Annotated in this window: 12 protein-coding genes; 7 read left to right on the forward strand and 5 right to left on the reverse strand. The window is 69.5% G+C overall.

Translation table 11 applies throughout. The features are described 5' to 3' along the window. Nucleotides 1–1,029: 1,029 nt before the first annotated feature. The gene (locus tag ABD785_RS26280; RefSeq protein WP_344833265.1) at nucleotides 1,030–1,392 is read right to left on the reverse strand and encodes a nuclear transport factor 2 family protein; all 363 of its coding nucleotides are present in this window, start codon (nucleotides 1,390–1,392) and stop codon (nucleotides 1,030–1,032) included. A 629-nt stretch (nucleotides 1,393–2,021) separates the two neighbouring features. Here ABD785_RS26280 and ABD785_RS26285 point away from each other — a divergent pair. Then, the gene (locus ABD785_RS26285; RefSeq protein ID WP_344833268.1) at nucleotides 2,022–2,576 is read left to right on the forward strand and encodes a GNAT family N-acetyltransferase; all 555 of its coding nucleotides are present in this window, start codon (nucleotides 2,022–2,024) and stop codon (nucleotides 2,574–2,576) included. Nucleotides 2,577–2,660: 84 nt separating this feature from the next. Continuing rightward, the gene (locus ABD785_RS26290) at nucleotides 2,661–3,875 is read left to right on the forward strand and encodes an FxsB family cyclophane-forming radical SAM/SPASM peptide maturase (protein WP_344833271.1); all 1,215 of its coding nucleotides are present in this window, start codon (nucleotides 2,661–2,663) and stop codon (nucleotides 3,873–3,875) included. 31 nt (nucleotides 3,876–3,906) lie between these two features. On the opposite strand, the gene fxsT is transcribed toward ABD785_RS26290, so the two are convergent. Then, the gene (gene fxsT, locus ABD785_RS26295) at nucleotides 3,907–6,432 is read right to left on the reverse strand and encodes an FxSxx-COOH system tetratricopeptide repeat protein (protein ID WP_344833274.1); all 2,526 of its coding nucleotides are present in this window, start codon (nucleotides 6,430–6,432) and stop codon (nucleotides 3,907–3,909) included. 258 nt (nucleotides 6,433–6,690) lie between these two features. Between fxsT and ABD785_RS26300 the strand changes: the two genes are divergently transcribed. From ABD785_RS26300 to ABD785_RS26315, 4 genes are all read left to right on the forward strand, one after another. Continuing rightward, entirely contained in the window at nucleotides 6,691–6,867 is a 177-nt protein-coding gene (locus ABD785_RS26300) for a hypothetical protein (protein WP_344833276.1), read from the forward strand. 34 nt (nucleotides 6,868–6,901) lie between these two features. Continuing rightward, nucleotides 6,902–8,878: an nSTAND1 domain-containing NTPase gene (locus ABD785_RS26305; RefSeq protein ID WP_344833691.1), complete on the forward strand. Its 1,977-nt coding sequence runs from the start codon at nucleotides 6,902–6,904 to the stop codon at nucleotides 8,876–8,878. Beyond that, the gene (locus tag ABD785_RS26310) at nucleotides 8,878–9,426 is read left to right on the forward strand and encodes a hypothetical protein (RefSeq protein ID WP_344833279.1); all 549 of its coding nucleotides are present in this window, start codon (nucleotides 8,878–8,880) and stop codon (nucleotides 9,424–9,426) included. The genes ABD785_RS26305 and ABD785_RS26310 overlap by 1 nt, the downstream gene beginning before the upstream one ends. A gap of 158 nt (nucleotides 9,427–9,584) precedes the next feature. Beyond that, nucleotides 9,585–11,075, forward strand: a complete 1,491-nt coding sequence (locus tag ABD785_RS26315; protein ID WP_344833282.1) for an MFS transporter — start codon at nucleotides 9,585–9,587, stop codon at nucleotides 11,073–11,075. Between the two features lie 45 nt (nucleotides 11,076–11,120). Here ABD785_RS26315 and ABD785_RS26320 read toward each other — a convergent pair whose 3' ends face one another. From ABD785_RS26320 to ABD785_RS26330, 3 genes are all read right to left on the reverse strand, one after another. Then, entirely contained in the window at nucleotides 11,121–12,266 is a 1,146-nt protein-coding gene (locus tag ABD785_RS26320) for an NAD(P)/FAD-dependent oxidoreductase (protein ID WP_344833284.1), read from the reverse strand. An 84-nt stretch (nucleotides 12,267–12,350) separates the two neighbouring features. Beyond that, a complete protein-coding gene (locus tag ABD785_RS26325; protein WP_344833286.1) occupies nucleotides 12,351–13,295 on the reverse strand; it encodes an RNA polymerase sigma-70 factor in 945 nt (314 codons plus the stop codon). A 108-nt stretch (nucleotides 13,296–13,403) separates the two neighbouring features. Further along, the gene (locus ABD785_RS26330) at nucleotides 13,404–14,315 is read right to left on the reverse strand and encodes an RNA polymerase sigma-70 factor (RefSeq protein WP_344833288.1); all 912 of its coding nucleotides are present in this window, start codon (nucleotides 14,313–14,315) and stop codon (nucleotides 13,404–13,406) included. Nucleotides 14,316–14,484: 169 nt separating this feature from the next. Here ABD785_RS26330 and ABD785_RS26335 point away from each other — a divergent pair, with 169 nt between their 5' ends. Beyond that, entirely contained in the window at nucleotides 14,485–15,972 is a 1,488-nt protein-coding gene (locus tag ABD785_RS26335) for an MFS transporter (RefSeq protein ID WP_344833289.1), read from the forward strand. Nucleotides 15,973–16,002 lie beyond the last annotated feature (30 nt).

Raw genomic sequence — 16,002 nt, forward strand, 5'->3', positions numbered from 1 at the left:
AGCCCGTTCCCGCAGCTCAGGGGCATACTTCCTCGGTGGTGCCATAACTCCTCACCCTTCCAGGTATCGGAGCCTCCAACCAACTCGGGGTGGCCCAAGGCGCGTGCCATTAACGTGCCATTAGGCAGGGCGAACAGGGGTCAATGGGGGTCATCCGGGGGTAGATCTGGTCGCAGGTCAGGGTTGCTGTTGGCCTGGATCCATTGGACTCCCAAGCTGACCACGCGGGTTCGATTCCTGGTATCCGCTCCAACGAAGGAGCACTGGCCAGGTAGTTGATCAGGTCTGCGTTGGTTCTACTATCAAGGCCGGGGTCGGTGGAATGCCTGTCGGCGGTTGCGGTCCTTCATGCCGTGGCGGACCGCCAGGCGGATGAGCCAGTAGACGGCGACGATCGGTAGCACCAGCCCGAAGAAGACGATGACGAACTCGATGGGTCCGAGATCCGTTGTGGGGTGCTCCGATCGGAATATTCAGGGACAGAGGCGACACGGTATCAGTCGCCTACAGGACGGCCCGCCGTGCCAGCACATCCTTCGGGAGTGGCAGAAGAACTGCCAGCGCACCGGCACTGACCATCGGACATAACGATCAGAGGCCCAGGACGTCACCCGGCAGTGTCCAATGTTCGCCGGTTCGGAACTGGCCCAAATGGTGCTGGGCGGACAACGAGGTCACGGATCCGGGCAGGACGGCGAGGGTAATGCTGGGCAATTAGCGGCCGATCAAGGGTCGATAGGGGTCACTCGCGGAGACTCTCACCCACAGGTCAGAGGCCCTGTCGGGGGTAGCCATGATCCCGACTTTTGGATCGTGGCTCTCTATCATTTGTCGCTCATCCGTCACCTGGGCTGAGGTTCCGGGAACGGTTCGCTGGGGAGACCAGGTAGGCCATCTCCTGTGCGATGGGGCGGCTCGGGACCATTCGCTGGTTCGGAAATGGATCGGTCGGTTCAGGTTGAGGGCATCGACCGCGTTCAGCCGGTCACTCTCACGACACGGCCTCATCGGGCAACGTGTCGGCCGATGTCAATCGGTCGTGCCGGCGTGCACGGCGATGATTCGCCAGCCGTGGGTCTCGCTGTGGAGCCAAGTGCGGGTGTAGCGCATCCTGGCCGCGAACGGCGTACCGGAGATGGTCCCTTCGACGGTGCCGAGAAACCACGTCACCCCAGTGTGCCCATCGGAGAAGACGGTCAGCTCCTCCTCGGCCACCTTCGTCATCACCTGCGTCCGAGTGCGGTGCAGCTCCAGGTCGTCCGCCTTGGTCGCGACGTTCGCACCGAAGGTGAAGATCAGCCGATCGTCGAGCAGGCGATCCAGCGCCTTGACGTCTCCAGCAAGCTGCGCGGCCTGGAGTCGGCGCTCGGCGTCCCTCAAGTCCTCCGTCATGAGGTCCACCCTCCCAACCGGCGCCGTTTCCGCGCCAGGGCGTTCACGCTCGGCTGATCTTTGCAGCCGGCTCCAGGGACCCGCACAGGGTTCGGCCCCGAGTCCTGGGGGCTTCGGGAGTTCTGGGCCGGGAAGGCTGTGGACGTACCAGTCCACCGGGGCAGAGCCGAAGCTCAGGGAGCTTGGTCACGTGCCATTAGGCAGGGTGATCGAGGGCAATCGGGGTCGCAGGCGGATGCAGCAGACCGCACAAGCGTCGCGGATCCCCTTGGCCAGGTCTTCGATCCGGTCGGTGGGCGTCGGGCGGTGTTCTGTCGCGGCGATCGAAGCTGTGCCGGCGCCGGAGGCCGACATCAGTGGCACGATCAGGAACCTCTGGGTTCCCCGCCGTCCGTACCGTCCCCCTGTGGACAATCGATTTTGAGCCGGGCTTTGGCTACATGGTGCACGTGGACCATCTCGCCAGGTCGGAGCGGGCTCTTCGTCAGGAGAGGGAAGGGGTCCTGGCGCGCTGCGGTGGTGGCGACGTCATCGGCTCAGCAGGGCGACCGGCTGTCCTGCCGACGGGCGGAGGCGGAAGGTCGTCGGTGTCTTGCGGTGGGGGAGATGGCCTGGGGGATGATTCGGGGATGGGTCGGGTGGGGTTGCGGCGGATGGGGGGGGGGGATCTCGAGGAGTTCGTGGGGCTGGCGGTGGAGAGTGTGGAGCTGCATGCCGGGAGGGTCTACACGCCGGTTACGCCGGAGGGGTTCGAGGAGTATCTGGGGCGGTTCGGGGGCGGGGAGGCGGAGGCGTTCCTGATTCGTCGGGGCGGGGAGGGCGGGGCCGTCGGACTGGTGACGATCAGTGGCATCGTGCGCGGGCCCTATCAGCGGGGGGTGCTCGGGTACGCGGGGTTCGCCTCGGGGGTGGGGAAGGGGTACGTGACCGAGGGGGTGGGGCTGGCCGTGCGGTACGGGTTCGGGCGGCTCGGGCTGCACCGGCTGGAGGCCGACGTCGAGCCGGACAACGTGGCGTCGCTGCGGCTCGTGGAGCGGCTCGGGTTCCGGCGTGAGGGGTATTCGCCCGGCTTCATCCAGCTCGACGGGCGGTGGCGGGACTACGAACGGTGGGCCATCACTCCGGAGATCTCCGGTGGGCTGGGGACCTGCGAGGACTGGCAACTGCCGGACACCGGCTTTTAACGATCAGTAGAAAGGCGTACATAAGACTACAAATCGGATAGTGCGCAGCGCCGCGCGTGAGGATCGCCCGGGGAGCTGATCGGCGTGGATGACGGCGGGGAATGGCCGAGGACCCTGGACGTCCAGGCGCTTCTGGAGAGCGGCTGGCGGCCGACGCCGTTCCAGGAGTTCGTGTTCAAGATCCACAGCCGCTGCAACCTGGCCTGCGACTACTGCTACATGTACGAGATGGCCGACCAGAGCTGGCGGACGCAGCCGCGGCGGATGTCCAGGCACGTCGTCGAGGCCGTCGTCCGGCGGATCGGAGAGCACGCCAGGGGCAACGGGCTCGAGCAGATCGGGGTGACGCTCCATGGCGGTGAACCGCTGCTGGCCGGTGCCGACCATCTCCGGTTCACCGTCGAGACGATGCGCGCGGAGGCCGGGAACGACTTCGGGGTCGACTTCCAGGTGCAGACCAACGGAGTCCTGCTCGACGCGGTGTACCTCGACCTGTTCGACGAGCTGGGGGTGGCGGTCGGAGTCTCCCTGGACGGTGACGAGGCCGCTCACCAGCGGCACCGGAAGAAGAAGGACGGCAGCGGCAGTTACCGTGAGGTCCGTGCCGGGCTCGACCGGCTGACCTCTCCCGGTTACCGGCATCTCTTCGGCGGCCTGCTCAGCACCATCGAGCTGCGCAACGACCCCGTGACGACCTATGAATCCCTGCTGGCCTTCGCTCCGCCCCAGATCGATTTCATGCTGCCCCACGGTACCTGGGACAGTCCGCCGCCGGACCGTCCCCCCGACGCGTCCACCCGCTACGGAGACTGGCTGATCAAGGTCTTCGACCGCTGGTACGGGTCGCCGGTGCGGGAGACCCGGATCCGGTTGTTCAACGAGATCATGCAACTGCTCTTCGGCCGTCCTTCGCGGAGCGAGGCGGTGGGGCTGTCCCCGGTGGCCGTGGTCGTGGTCGAGACCAACGGCCGCATCGAGCAGGTCGACTCGCTCAAGTCGGCCTTCCAGGGCGCGACGGCGACCCCCTTCCATGTGGCCAGGGACGCCTTCGACGCGGTGCTGATGCTCCCGGAGATGGCCGCCCGGCAGATCGGGGCGCGCGCCCTGTCGCCGACCTGCCAGGGTTGCGATCTGCGCAGGACCTGCGGGGGAGGCCTGTACCCGCACCGGTACCGGTCCGGCACCGGCTTTCTGAACCCCTCGGTCTTCTGCGAGGACCTGTACCGGCTGATCGGCCATATCCGCAGCACCGTCAGCATGGACCTGGACCTGGCGGTGGTCAGGAAGGGCAGGCGCTGAGACCGGCCGATGGGACGCGAACGGTGGCCGATCAGATGGGCGGGGGGTCGAAGTCGCTGTCCAGGTGCCGGCGCTCCTGTGCCACGACCGCGTCCGGGTGGGACAGGCCGAGGGTGGCGGAGTAGTGCGCGATGGTCGCCTCGTAGAGCGTCCTCGCCTCCTCCTTGAGGTCCAGGGTCTCCAGATCCGCGGAGAGGTTGGCCGCGCACGCCAGCGTCATCGGATGGCGTGCCCCCAGAACCTGGGTCAGCCGTTCGAGGGTGTCCGTTCCGAGGACGCGTGCCTCTTCCAGGTGCCCCAGGGCGGCCAGGTCGCTGGCGAGGTTCGCGGCGACAGTGAGGGTGTAGTGGTGGTCGCGGCCGAGGGCCTCGTCGAGCCCCGCGAGCGCGCGCTCGTTGAGGGTCCTGGCGCGTTCGGGGTCGTCCATGGTCCGGTGCAGGAGGGCGAGGTTGCCGAGGCAGCCGTGGTAGTAGGGATGCTGCTCGCCGTACACGCTCGCGTAGCGGTTGACGGTGTCGACGATGAGCTCCTTCGCGGCGTCGAACTCGCCGACCGTCCGCTGGATGTTCGACAGGCAGATCGCCGCGGCGAGGGTGTCGGGATAGTTGAGGCCGTACTGGCGGACGTACCGGGCGTGGACGTCCTGGGCGAGTTCCAGTGAACGGTCGGAGTCGCCGACGCGGCGCCAGGCGATGGAGAGGTCCTTGGCCGACAGGAGCGTCCACGGGTGTTCGGGGTCGAGTTCCTCACGCCCGAACGCGTAGGCCTCCTCGCCGACGTCGCAGGCCTCGCTGTAGTCGCCGCACAGCCTGACCGCTCGGGCGATCCCGCTCCAGGCCGCCAGCCGGTTGATCGCGCCGCTCTCCAGGGCCACCGACCCGAGATAGGACTCCTCGTGGAGCTTGCGGCACTCGGGGTAGTCGCTGGCCAGGCCGTAGTCCAGGGCCAGGTTGTTGACCGCGCGCAGGGTGAGGAAATGGCTGTTCCCGTACTTCTCGCGGTGCCGGTCCACCGATTCCTGCTCGCGCGCGAGCGCCGCACGGAAATCGCCGCGGGCGCGGAGGTCCGCGCCCGCGCCGTTGATGAGGCTGAGAGCGGAGTCCGACGTCGGTCCCGCGAGTGCCTCGACCTTCTGGAGGGTGTCCTGGTTCAGCTCGAAGGCGGCCGCGTAACCGCCCAGGGCCCGCCGGACGTTGCCGAGGTGGCGGCGCGCCTCCAGGACGTCCATGCTCTCGATGCCGTCGACGCTCAGCCAGGTCTCGTCGAGCAGTTCGGCGAAGGCCTGAGCCGTCACGTAGTCACCGGAGGCGAAGAGGTACCGGACGAAGCTGAGGGCGAACTTCCGCACTTCGCGGTCGTCGCTCAGCGCGACGCCCGCCGACTGGACGTGTCCGAGGAGGCCGTTGAACTTCGGCCAGTTGTTCTTCTCGTCGGGCTCGCTCGGTGCGTGCTGGGCCAGCAGCAGGTGGACCTCGTGCCGCAGGGCGTCCCGCTCGGCCTCGGTGAGCTCCTCACGGACCAGGGCCTGGATCAGCCGGTGGACCTGGACGGTCCGCGTCTGCGGGTCGATCTTGGCAAGGGCGTACCGGCCGAGTTCACCGAAGGCCCTGCTGAGCCGGATCGGCTCGCTGAGCAGAGAGGTCATCTTCTGGCCTAGTCCGGCCGACGGGCGATTGAAGACGTCGCGGGGGATCGGTTCCGGTCCGAAGAACGCGCAGCAGCGCAGGAGGTCGATGCACTCGGGCATCGACTGGTTGAGGCTGGCCACCGACAGGCCCCAAGCGGCCGTCATGGAGACGGGGTACTCGGTGGGCTTCCCCTGCTCCATCAGTTCGGCCGTCTTGCGCTGGGTGAGCAGGGTCAGGTACTCGGAGACGGCCATGCCGGTCTCCGCCTGGAGGGCGCCGGCCTGCTCGAGGGCCAGCGGAAGGTCTCCCAGCTCCTCCGCCAGCCGGTCGGTGTCGGGATCTCCCAGCGATCTGGGCATCCGCTTGGCCAGGAAGTCCAGCGACTCGTCCCGGGTGAAGACGTCGACGGCGACGGTGTCGACCACGCCCTCCCACTTGTGGTTCCGTGAGGTGATCAGGACGTGCCCGGGCCCCTGCGGGATGATGTCGGTGAGGCCTTGAGGCTCGTCGGCGTTGTCGAAGATGAGAAGCCAGCGGTCGAAGGGCTCGCCTCGGCGCAGGGCGTCCAGGACGGCGTTGGCACCGTCCTCGATGCCGGTGGCCGTCACCGGCGGGAGGCCGAGGTAGGGCGCGAGGGCGGCGAGGGTGGCGCGCACCAGCGCGGGCTGGTCGGCCGGAACCCACCAGACGATGTTGTACTCATGCTGATAGCGATGGGCGTATTCGACGGCCATCTGTGTCTTGCCGACCCCGCCGAAACCCTGCAGCGCGTGCGGGACGACGGCCGTGATGCGGGTGATGCCACCCCGCAGACGCTGCAGCAACTCCTCGCGACCGGTGAAGTTCTTGTTCCGCGGCGGTACCCGGCCCCAGATGTCCGGTACTCGTCCTGCCGGGCGTCCGGAACCCGCGGGATGCGAAATCGACACTGCACCAGCCTCACGTTTCTTTTCAGTTAATCGACAGCAGTAGTACCAGTTGAGGTGCGTGTCATCGTACCCTCGCAAATGTTGTTTCTCACCTGAGGAGTTGTTTTGATCTCGCCTTCTCACCGAGATCAAACAAGACCGAAACCGGGTTTGTTTCAGGTGACACAATCGGCGGTCATGATCGGACGTCAGAGAACTGGAATGCGGCAAGTCGCCGTGCGAAGATTGGAGGTACCGTGCGTCCTACAAGGAGAGTTGATGCCGACCCAGCAGAGCTTGCACGCCGACCACGTCGATTTCCTCTCGCTCGATCCCACCGGCCTCGACACGTCGAACCTGAGCCCCGTCCTGGCCGATCTGCTGCTGCAGACCGCGGAAGCCCGGTTCGCGGGATTCAACAGCTACCTTCCCAGGATCCCTCGACCCCTCAACTGATCAACGTGTCATGCCTGGCCGGATTCGGGCAGTGATGAATCCGGCCACGGTAGCTCCACCGGAAGTTCGAGACGCCATTGTGGACCTCCCCGTAGATCCTTCTTCGCCTTTCCCGGGAAGCCGTCCTTACAGCGCGGCTGACAGAGGGAGGTTCCGCGGCCGCGCCCGGGAGATCGACGATCTTTCGGAAATGTGGACCGCACACCGCTTGACCATCCTCTATGCGAAATCCGGAGCGGGCCGGACCTCGCTGCTGTCCGCGGGCGTCCTTCCCCGGTTCGCCAACGTCTGCGCCCTGGGGAACCCCACCGACGGGATGACGGTCCCGCTGGCCACGGTGCCCAACGAGAACCGGTACGCCCTGTCCGTTCTGTCCACCTGGCAGCCCGAGGCCGCTCCGTCCTGGATGGTGGGGCTGTCGGTGAGCGGCTTCTTCCGCCGGCGGTTCGACTCGCGCTGGTTCGGTCCCCCCGCCGAGCCGCTGATCGCCATCGACGCCGCGGAGAGGCTCTTCTCCCGGATCTCGGGGCGGGAGGGCGAGCGGACCCGGTTCCTGGCCGACCTCGGTGAGGCGCTACGCGAGCGCCCCGACGCGCATCTTCTCCTGTCCGTCCGCGAGGACTGCCTGCCGGAGGCCGTCCGGTTCGCGCGGCGCGCCGTGGGCGAGCCGCGGAGCTACGAGCTCGCCACGCTGTCGCGCGAGGCGGCGCTCGAAGTGGTGGGCGAGCCCGCCGGATTTCCGCGCCCGATCGCCGAACGGCTGATCGGCGAGCTCATCACGGTGCGCGTGGACGGACGCCCGGATCGCCGGACGGCACGCGTCGAACCGTCCCTCCTCCAGGCCGTCTGCACCCGGGATCCGGCGCCTCCGTTCGAGCCGTCCGTGGACGAGGCGCTCGCCGAGCACGTGTCGGGTGAGCTGGCCGCCGTCGCCGAGGGCCACGGCCTGAAGACGCCCCGGATCGCCCGGTGGTTCGGCGACACCTTCGTGGCCGGGTCGGGGGAGACGCTCGTGGTCCGCGAGGAGGACGGCCGCACCGCGGGGATGGACAATGCCGTGCTCCGAGCGCTGGAGGACCGGCATCTCGTCACGACGACGCGGCACGGGGACGGTCCGCGGTGCTACCGCCTGGCCGACGAGCGCCTGGTCCGCCCGGTGCAGCATCTCCCGCTGCGGACGCCCCCGGCGATCGGGCCGACGGCGGAAGAGGGGCTGCGCGCGGCGAGGGCCGCGCTCTTCCATCGGGACCACACCACCGCGATCAGGCGGGCCGAGGCCGTGCTCGGGGCGAGCGGCCCAAGCGAGCTGCGGATCCGGGCGGAGGCCGGGACGATTCTCGGCGACGCCGCCTTCGAGCAGGGCGCCGTCGAGAAGGCCATCGAGCACTATGTCCAGGCCGCGTCGCTCCTCGAAGCGCTGCAGGACACGATCGGAGTGGGACGGCTGCTGGCAGCCACCGGACGCCTGAAGCTGCAACGGCCCCGGAACGCGCCGGCCGACGCGATCGCGGACCTTCAGGCCGCGGCCCGACGGATCCCGGGTGATCCGCTCATCCAGACCGTTCTGGGGCGCGCCCTGTGGCAGGCCGGGCAGCTCCGCGCGGCCCTCGCCGCCGTCAACGAGGCGCTGGCCCACGACGGTGAACTGCCCGAGGCGCTCCGGACCCGCGGTGAGCTGCTGGCCGAACTCGGAGACAGGGAGTCGGCGGAGGCCGCCCTGCGCGACCTGGACCGGGTGGACGCCGATCTCGCGCATCCCTCCAGCGGAGCGGCTCGCGCCCTCGCACTGGCCACGACGGGACGGATCGACGCCGCGCACCGCGCCCTGGAGCCGGCGCTCGCCGAGGGCGGGGACAGCGGCCCCGTCCTCTACCGTGCCGCCAGGGTCGAGAAGATCAGCGGTGATCTGTACTCGGCCGTGCGGCTGGCAGCCCGCGCGGTGGCCGCGAAGGATCCGCCGCTTCCCGAGCACCAGCGCCTGGCGGCGGGGCTGCTGCGAGACCACCGTTGATGGACACCGGCACGGTCATCACCCTGACCATCGGGGTCGCCACCCTCCTCGGCACCGTCATGGCGGCGGTCGGCGGCATGGCCGTCGAATGGTGGCGTTCCCGCCATCGGGAGCGCCGCGAGCAGCTCGCTCGCGAATGGGAGCAGCGCGCCCTCGACATCAGGGAGCTACGGTCGGCCCTCGCCGAGGTGCGCTCGTCCGTCCTCACCTTCAGCGTCGACGTCCAGCTGACGCTGGAGATGCTGCGCAGCGCCAGTGCCCGGCTCGACAACGGTGACCTCGCCCAGCAGATCCATCGCACCCGCGGGGACTATCCGGCCGCGGTGACCGCGCTCGAAGCCCTGTGGACCCTCTGCCCTACGGAGGAGTCCCGGACGGCCGTCGAGGAACTGTGCGAAACCGCCGCGTGGGCGTTCCGCAACACGTGGTCGGCGGGGGGACAGGGAATCGCGCCGGAGAAGGTGGACGAGCAGGTTCGGGTGCGGTTGCGCACCCTTAGTGTGTCTCTCGCGATCAGTGAGCGAAGTTTGACGGCACATCCTGAGTAGCGCTCATGAGGCCCGAGTACCTCCTGATGTTTCCGATACGATTCTCGCGCTTTGTTTTATGAGCCAGCCAAATTAGGTCCAAATAGGACTTTTCTTTATTTTTTGGCCGATTTTCTGCGTCCACGCGACATCGTCATCGTGGAGGGGAAGGCACCAGGGTGACTGTCGCGACCTCTACTTGGCGCATCGACTTCAGGCTGCTGTGGACGGGTTCCGCAGTGTCGCAGTTCGGCAGCATCAGCACGAGCACTGCGCTGCCGCTTCTCGCACTCGCGATCACTCATTCGGCGGCCTTCGCCGGCTGGGTTGCCGCCGCGAGCATCGTTCCCACCCTTCTGGTGAATCTGCCCGCCGGGCTGCTCGTCGACCGGATGGACCGTCGGCGGATCATGTTCATCAGCCAGGGGGTGCGCGTCCTGACAGCGGTCGTCCTCGGCTGTGCGCTGTGGTTCGTCGACGATCCGTGGCCGGGTCTGCTCGTCATCGGCGCGATCCTGGACGGCACGTGCATCGCCTTTTACAGCATGGCCGAAACGGTGGCCATGCGCAGTATCGTTCCCGACACCGAACTCAACGGAGCCTTGGCGCGCCAGGAGTCACGGGCCCATGTCGCGTTGCTCCTCGGACGTCCGCTCGGAGGCTTGCTGTTCGGTCTCGGACGAGCGATGCCCTATGCGGCCGATGCCGTGGCCGGGGCCGTCGCCCTGGTCACTCTGTCGATGGTGCAGACCAAGGGCTTCGCGTCGGAGGAGCGGAAACAGATCGCGGGGATGCGCGATAGCGTCAGTGCGGGCTTGAGATGCATCCGCGACGACATGTTCCTGCGTAGGGTCCTCCGCGTCTGCACCATCACCAATTTCATGTTCCAGGCTGGATATCTGCTCCTCATCGTGGTGGCGTCCAAATCCGGGATGTCGGGTCGCCAGCTCGGACTGCTGCTGGGCATCTCGGGGCTGGGCGGCGCCCTCGGCTCTGTCGCTGCGCCACGCTTGACCGGCAGGATGCAGCCGACCTGGATCATCGCCTGCTCCGTATGGGTCTGGATGGTGCTCGTCGCCCTGATGGCGGCGGCCCATCAGCCGGTCGTGGGCCTGGTGGCCTGGGGTGGGATCAGTTTCATGGGCGCGAACCTCAATGTCGCGCTCGCGGTCTACCAGTCGCGCAGGGTCCCGGCAGAGAGCCTCGGAACGGTCATGGGCATCATCCAGTTCACGACCCGGGGCGCCGGGCCACTGGGAGCCCTCTGCGGAGGCTACGTCCTGACTTTCATCAATGACACCAGGGCCGCCGCTATATGCGCGAGCCTGGTGATCCTAGGCCTCGCCGCCTCGATAACGCCCCGCGAAATGATCAAATCGATCTTCGTCGGGCTGCGGGCGAAGGACGTTCCCGCTTCCAGATCGGCTTCCGGGCCACCGAAGAGCCCTCCGGGGCAGGGATTGCCGCGGACGCGGGCTGACGAAGCCGCTCGCCCGGACCGGCCGCTGGAGCTCGTCCTGGAAGGGGACCGTCTCACGCCCCGCGCCACGGCTCCGGACCGGGTGGAGCGGCCCCGCAGAGCGTCGAGCGCACCCTGCCCGCCGGAGCAGGCCGAGGACGCGCCGCCGGTGGAGCGGGACCGGATCTCGGTGGGGATTTCCAACGGCTGAGCGGGGCCGTTCGTGTCCGGGTGGGGTGGGTGACCGGTAGGGCGGTCAGCGGGTGGGGTGGCGGCGGGTGGGGAGTTTGAGGGTGGGGTTGGCGGTGGACCAGGCGGCGGCGGTGCAGATGAGTTGCTTGACGCGGGCGGCGGGGCGGCCGGTGAGGGCGGAGGGCTTGGCTCGGTCGTCGGGGGTGACGCGCTGGACGAGGGCGTCGTGGCGGCCGAGGCTGATGCACTGGAGGGTGTAGCCGATGGTCGTTTCGGGGAGGGGGCGGGCGGTCAGGTGGGCGGCGATGGTGTCGGCGGCGTGCCAGGCCATGGGGATGCCTGAGGCGCAGGACATGCGGAGGGGCTTGTCGCCCGCGCCCTGGGCCAGGGCGGCGTCGCCGATCGCGTAGACGTCGGGGTGGGAGAGGGAGCGCATCGAGGCGTCGACCATGACGCGGCCGGCCGGGTCGGTGCGCAGGGTCGTGGCGGCGGCGATGGGGTGCGCGGCGAAACCGGCCGTCCAGACGGTGATCTCGGCGGGGATCTTCCGGCCGTCGGCGGTGAGGGCGTGGGTCCCGGTGATCTCGGTGACGTCGGTGTGGTCGTGGATCCGGACGCCGAGGCGGCTCATCACCCTGGTCAGGTGGCGGCGGCCCTTCTCGCTCAGCCAGTCGCCCAGGCCGCCCCGGACGGCCAGGGCAACGTCGAGGTCGGGACGGGACTCGGCGATCTCGGTGACGGCCTCGATTCCGGTGAGGCCGCCGCCGGTGACCAGGACCGTCCCGCCGGCGGGCAGGGCGGTCAGGCGGTCGCGGAGGCGGAGGGCCCCGGCCTTCCCCGCGACGTTCTCGGCGTGGTCGGCGACTCCGGGCACCCCCTGGTCGGCGGCGGTGCTGCCCAGGGCGTAGACCAGGGTGTCGTAGGCGAGATCGGAGCCGTCCTCCAGCAGGACGGTCTTGGCGTCGGCGTCCACGGTCGCGACGCGGGCGATCTTCAGGACGATGCCCGTCCCGGCGAAGACGTCCGCCAGCGGGCGGTGCTTGAGTTCCTGGCCGGTCGCGAGCTGGTGCAGCCGGACCCGCTCGACGAAGTCGGGGTCGGCGTTCACCACGGTGATCTCGGTGTCGGCGGGCTGCAGCCGCCGGGCCAGGCGTCCGGCGGCGTTGGCTCCGGCGTATCCGGCGCCCAGGACGGCGATGCGGTGCTTCATGGCTGTGCTCCTGTCCGGTGTTCGTTGGCGCCTCTTGAACCGGACAGGCCCGCGATTCATGACAGAACCCGGACGTGATCCGGGTCACCAGCCTGTGGACAGCGGTTTCCCGTGGTCGGAGGCCGTCCAGTGCCGGGTGGCCCGGCCGAGTTTCGCCGGATTCACCTGGATGGTGATCGCGGAGACGCCGTCGGCGGAGACGTCCAGGGCCAGGACCCCGGCCACCCGCTCCCCGACGACCACGACCAGCGCCGGATCGCCGTTGGCGATCGCCGGGTAGAGCGACGCCCTGCCGCCGATCAGCTCCCACATGTGCTCGTTCGGCCGGAACAGCCCGCGCAGGAAGCGCGCCACCCGCAGCGCCCCCGCCATCGGGACGGTCACCGCGGGCACGACGCCGCCGCCGTCGCCCCGGCTCACGGTGTCGCTGGTCAGGAGCGCGAGCAGCGGCGCGGTGTCGCCGCTCAGCGCCGCCGCGAGGAACTCCTCGACGATCCGCCGCGCGGTCGCCGCGTCGACCTCCCGCCGGATCCGCCCGGTGGCCGCGTGCTGCCGGGCCCGCCGGAGGATCTGCTGGCAGTTCGCCTCGGTCAGGTCGAGCATCTCCGCGATCTCGGAGTGCGCGTACCCGAACGCCTCCCGCAGGACGTACACCGCGCGTTCCTGCGGGGTGAGCCGCTCCATGACCAGCAGCATCGCCATCGACACCGACTCCCGCTGCTCGGCGGTCTCGGCCGGGCCGAGCATCCGGTCGCCGTCCAGGACGGGCTCGGGCAGCCACTGCCCCACATACGACTCCCGCCGCACCCGCGCCGAGCCCAGCACGTTCAGGCACAGCCGCGTCAGCACCTTGGTCAGCCACGCCTCGGGAACCTCGATCGCCCGCCGGTCGGCCCCCTCCCAGCGCAGAAACGCCTCCTGGACGACGTCCTCGGCCTCCACCGCCGACCCCAGCATCCGGTAGGCGATCGCCTCCAGCCGCCCCCGAACCCCCTCGAAGACCCCGACGTCCTCCACCCCGATCGCCATCCCCCGACCCTACCCACCGTCCGGCGGAGCCTCCGGGTCAGGCGTGGGGGACGGCGGGGGTGGCGTGGACGGCCACGTGGCCGGATGGGCGGCGGCCGTCCAGGAGGCTCAGCGGCTCAGCGGGGTCTCGTGGGTGACGCGGGAGAGCTTCTCGGGGTTGCGGACGAAGTAGAAGCCGGTGATGAGGCCGTCCTCGAGGCGCATCGCGATGACGGTGTCGATCTCGCCGTCGAGGCGCAGGATGAGGCCGGGACGGCCGTTGACCTCGGCGGGCTCGAAGGTCGGGTCGAGGGCGAGCCGGGTCAGTCCGCCGGTCAGCAGGCGGGCCACCCTGGTCGCGCCGACGACGGGGCGCAGGACGGCGCGCTTGACCCCGCCGCCGTCGGCCAGCAGGACGACGTCGGGGGCGAGGATGTCGAGCAGGCCCTGCATGTCGCCGGTCTCGACGGCCCGCTGGAAGGCCTGGAGCGCGGCCCGGCTGTCGGCGGGGGAGACGACGTCGCGCGGCCGGCGGGCGGCGACGTGCGCACGGGCCCGGTGGGCGATCTGGCGGACCGCGGCGGGGCTCTTGCCGACGGCCTCGGCGATCTCGTCGTAGGCCAGGTCGAACACCTCGCGCAGGACGAAAACCGCCCGTTCCGTCGGCGCGAGCGTCTCCAGGACCAGCAGCATCGCCATCGAGACGCTGTCGGCCAGTTCGACGTTCTCGGCCACGTCGGGCGTGGTCAGCAGCGGTTCCGGCAGCCACTGCCCGACGTAGGACTCCTTGCGGCGGCCCAGCGCGCGCAGCCGTCCCAGGGCCTGGCGGGTGGTGATCCTCACCAGGTAGGCGCGGTCGTCGCGGACCGTCCCGAGGTCGACGCCCGCCCATCGCAGCCAGGTCTCCTGGAGGACGTCCTCGGCGTCGGCGGCCGAGCCGAGCATCTCGTAGGCGACGGTGAACAGCAGGTTGCGATGGGTCACGAACGCCTGGGTCGCGGCGTCCATGCCGTCCTCACCGGACAGCGGTCCTGCGCTCATGCCCTGGTCCCCCTTGTTCGCCGTCGATCGTCGCATGTGCACGAGATGCCGCTCATCGGCCGTTCGTGACGGGTGCGGGCGGTGGTCTATGTCACATTCGCGGCCTGTCACGTCGATCGGGCCGCCGGCATCTCTTGGGCATCTGACACCGTAGTGAGTGAGGACGATCATGGTGACCACGAAGGAAAGGCCCCCGGACTCGCGCCGCTGGGCCGCGCTGCTGTTCATCGGGCTGGCTCAGCTGATGATCGTCCTGGACGGGACCATCGTGAACATCGCGCTGCCGTCGCTCCAGCGTGATCTGGGGATCTCCGACGGCGACCGGCAGTGGATCATCACCGCGTACATGCTGGCCTTCGGGAGCCTGCTGCTGCTCGGCGGCAGGATCGCCGACCATGTCGGCCGCAAGCGGATCTTCCTGATCGCGCTGATCGGCTTCGCCGGGGCGTCGGCGCTCGGCGGGGCGGCGGGCGGCTTCGAGCTGCTGTTGACCGCGCGGGCTCTGCAGGGCGCGTTCGGGGCGCTGCTCGGGCCGTCCGCGCTGTCGCTGCTGACCATCACGTTCACCGAGCCGGGCGACCGCGCCAAGGCGTTCGGGATCTGGGGCGCGATCTCCGGCATGGGCGGGGCGATCGGGCTGCTGGCCGGCGGCGCGCTGACGGAGTACCTGGACTGGCGCTGGTGCCTGTACGTCAACATCCCGATCGCGCTGGTCGCGGCTGCCGGGGGCTACGCCCTGCTGACCGAGTCGCGGCGCGCGGGCCGGGCCCGGTTCGACCTTCCCGGTGTGTTCCTGGTGACCAGCGGGCTGGTCGCGATCGTCTACGGCACCGGCCGGGCCGAGTCCGACGGCTGGAGCTCCGCGACGGTCCTCGGCCTGCTGTCCGCCGGAACCCTGCTGCTCGCCGCGTTCGCCCTGGTCGAGAGCAGGGTGCGGGAGCCGCTGCTGCCGCCGCACGTGATCGCCGACCGGACCAGGGGCGGTGCTTACCTGGCCGTGGGCGTGACGGTCGTCGGGATGTTCGGGGCGTTCCTGTTCATGACCTACTACATGCAGGCGGTGAAGGGATACTCGCCGGTCAGGACGGGCGTCGCGTTCCTGCCGATGGTCGCGGCGATGCTGCTGTCGGCCGGCGGGCTCACCACCCGGCTGCTGCCGAGGGTCGCGCCGCGGCTGCTGATCGTCCCGGGGATGCTCGTGTGCGCCGCCGGGATGCTGTGGATGATCACCCTGGAGACCGGGACGCACTACGCGGGCGGGGTGCTCGTCGCGCAGCTCCTGTTCGGATTCGGCGCCGGAATGATCATGCCTGCGGGGCTGAACTACGCCACCCACGGTGTCGGCCCGGACGACCTGGGCGTGGCCTCGGCCGGCGTCAACACCGCCCAGCAGGTCGGCGGTTCCCTCGGGATCGCCCTGCTCAACACCATCGCCGCGAGCGCGTCCATCGACTACCTGGGCTCGCACGGGAAATCACCGGAGACCGTGCGTCAGGCGGTGCTCGAGGGGTTCGGCGCGGCCGGTGTCTGGGCCGTGGTCATCCTGCTGGCCGGGGCCGTCCTCGTCGGCCTGCTGATGAACACCCCCCGGCCCGCTCCGCAGCAGGCCGGCGACGTGCCCGAACCGCTGCCCGCGACCGACCTCGTCTCCCGCTGACGGGGAACCGGCCCGGACGCCCGTGCGTCC

The sequence above is a fragment of the Actinocorallia longicatena genome (assembly GCF_039534125.1).
Classification (GTDB): Bacteria; Actinomycetota; Actinomycetes; order Streptosporangiales; family Streptosporangiaceae; genus Actinocorallia; species Actinocorallia longicatena.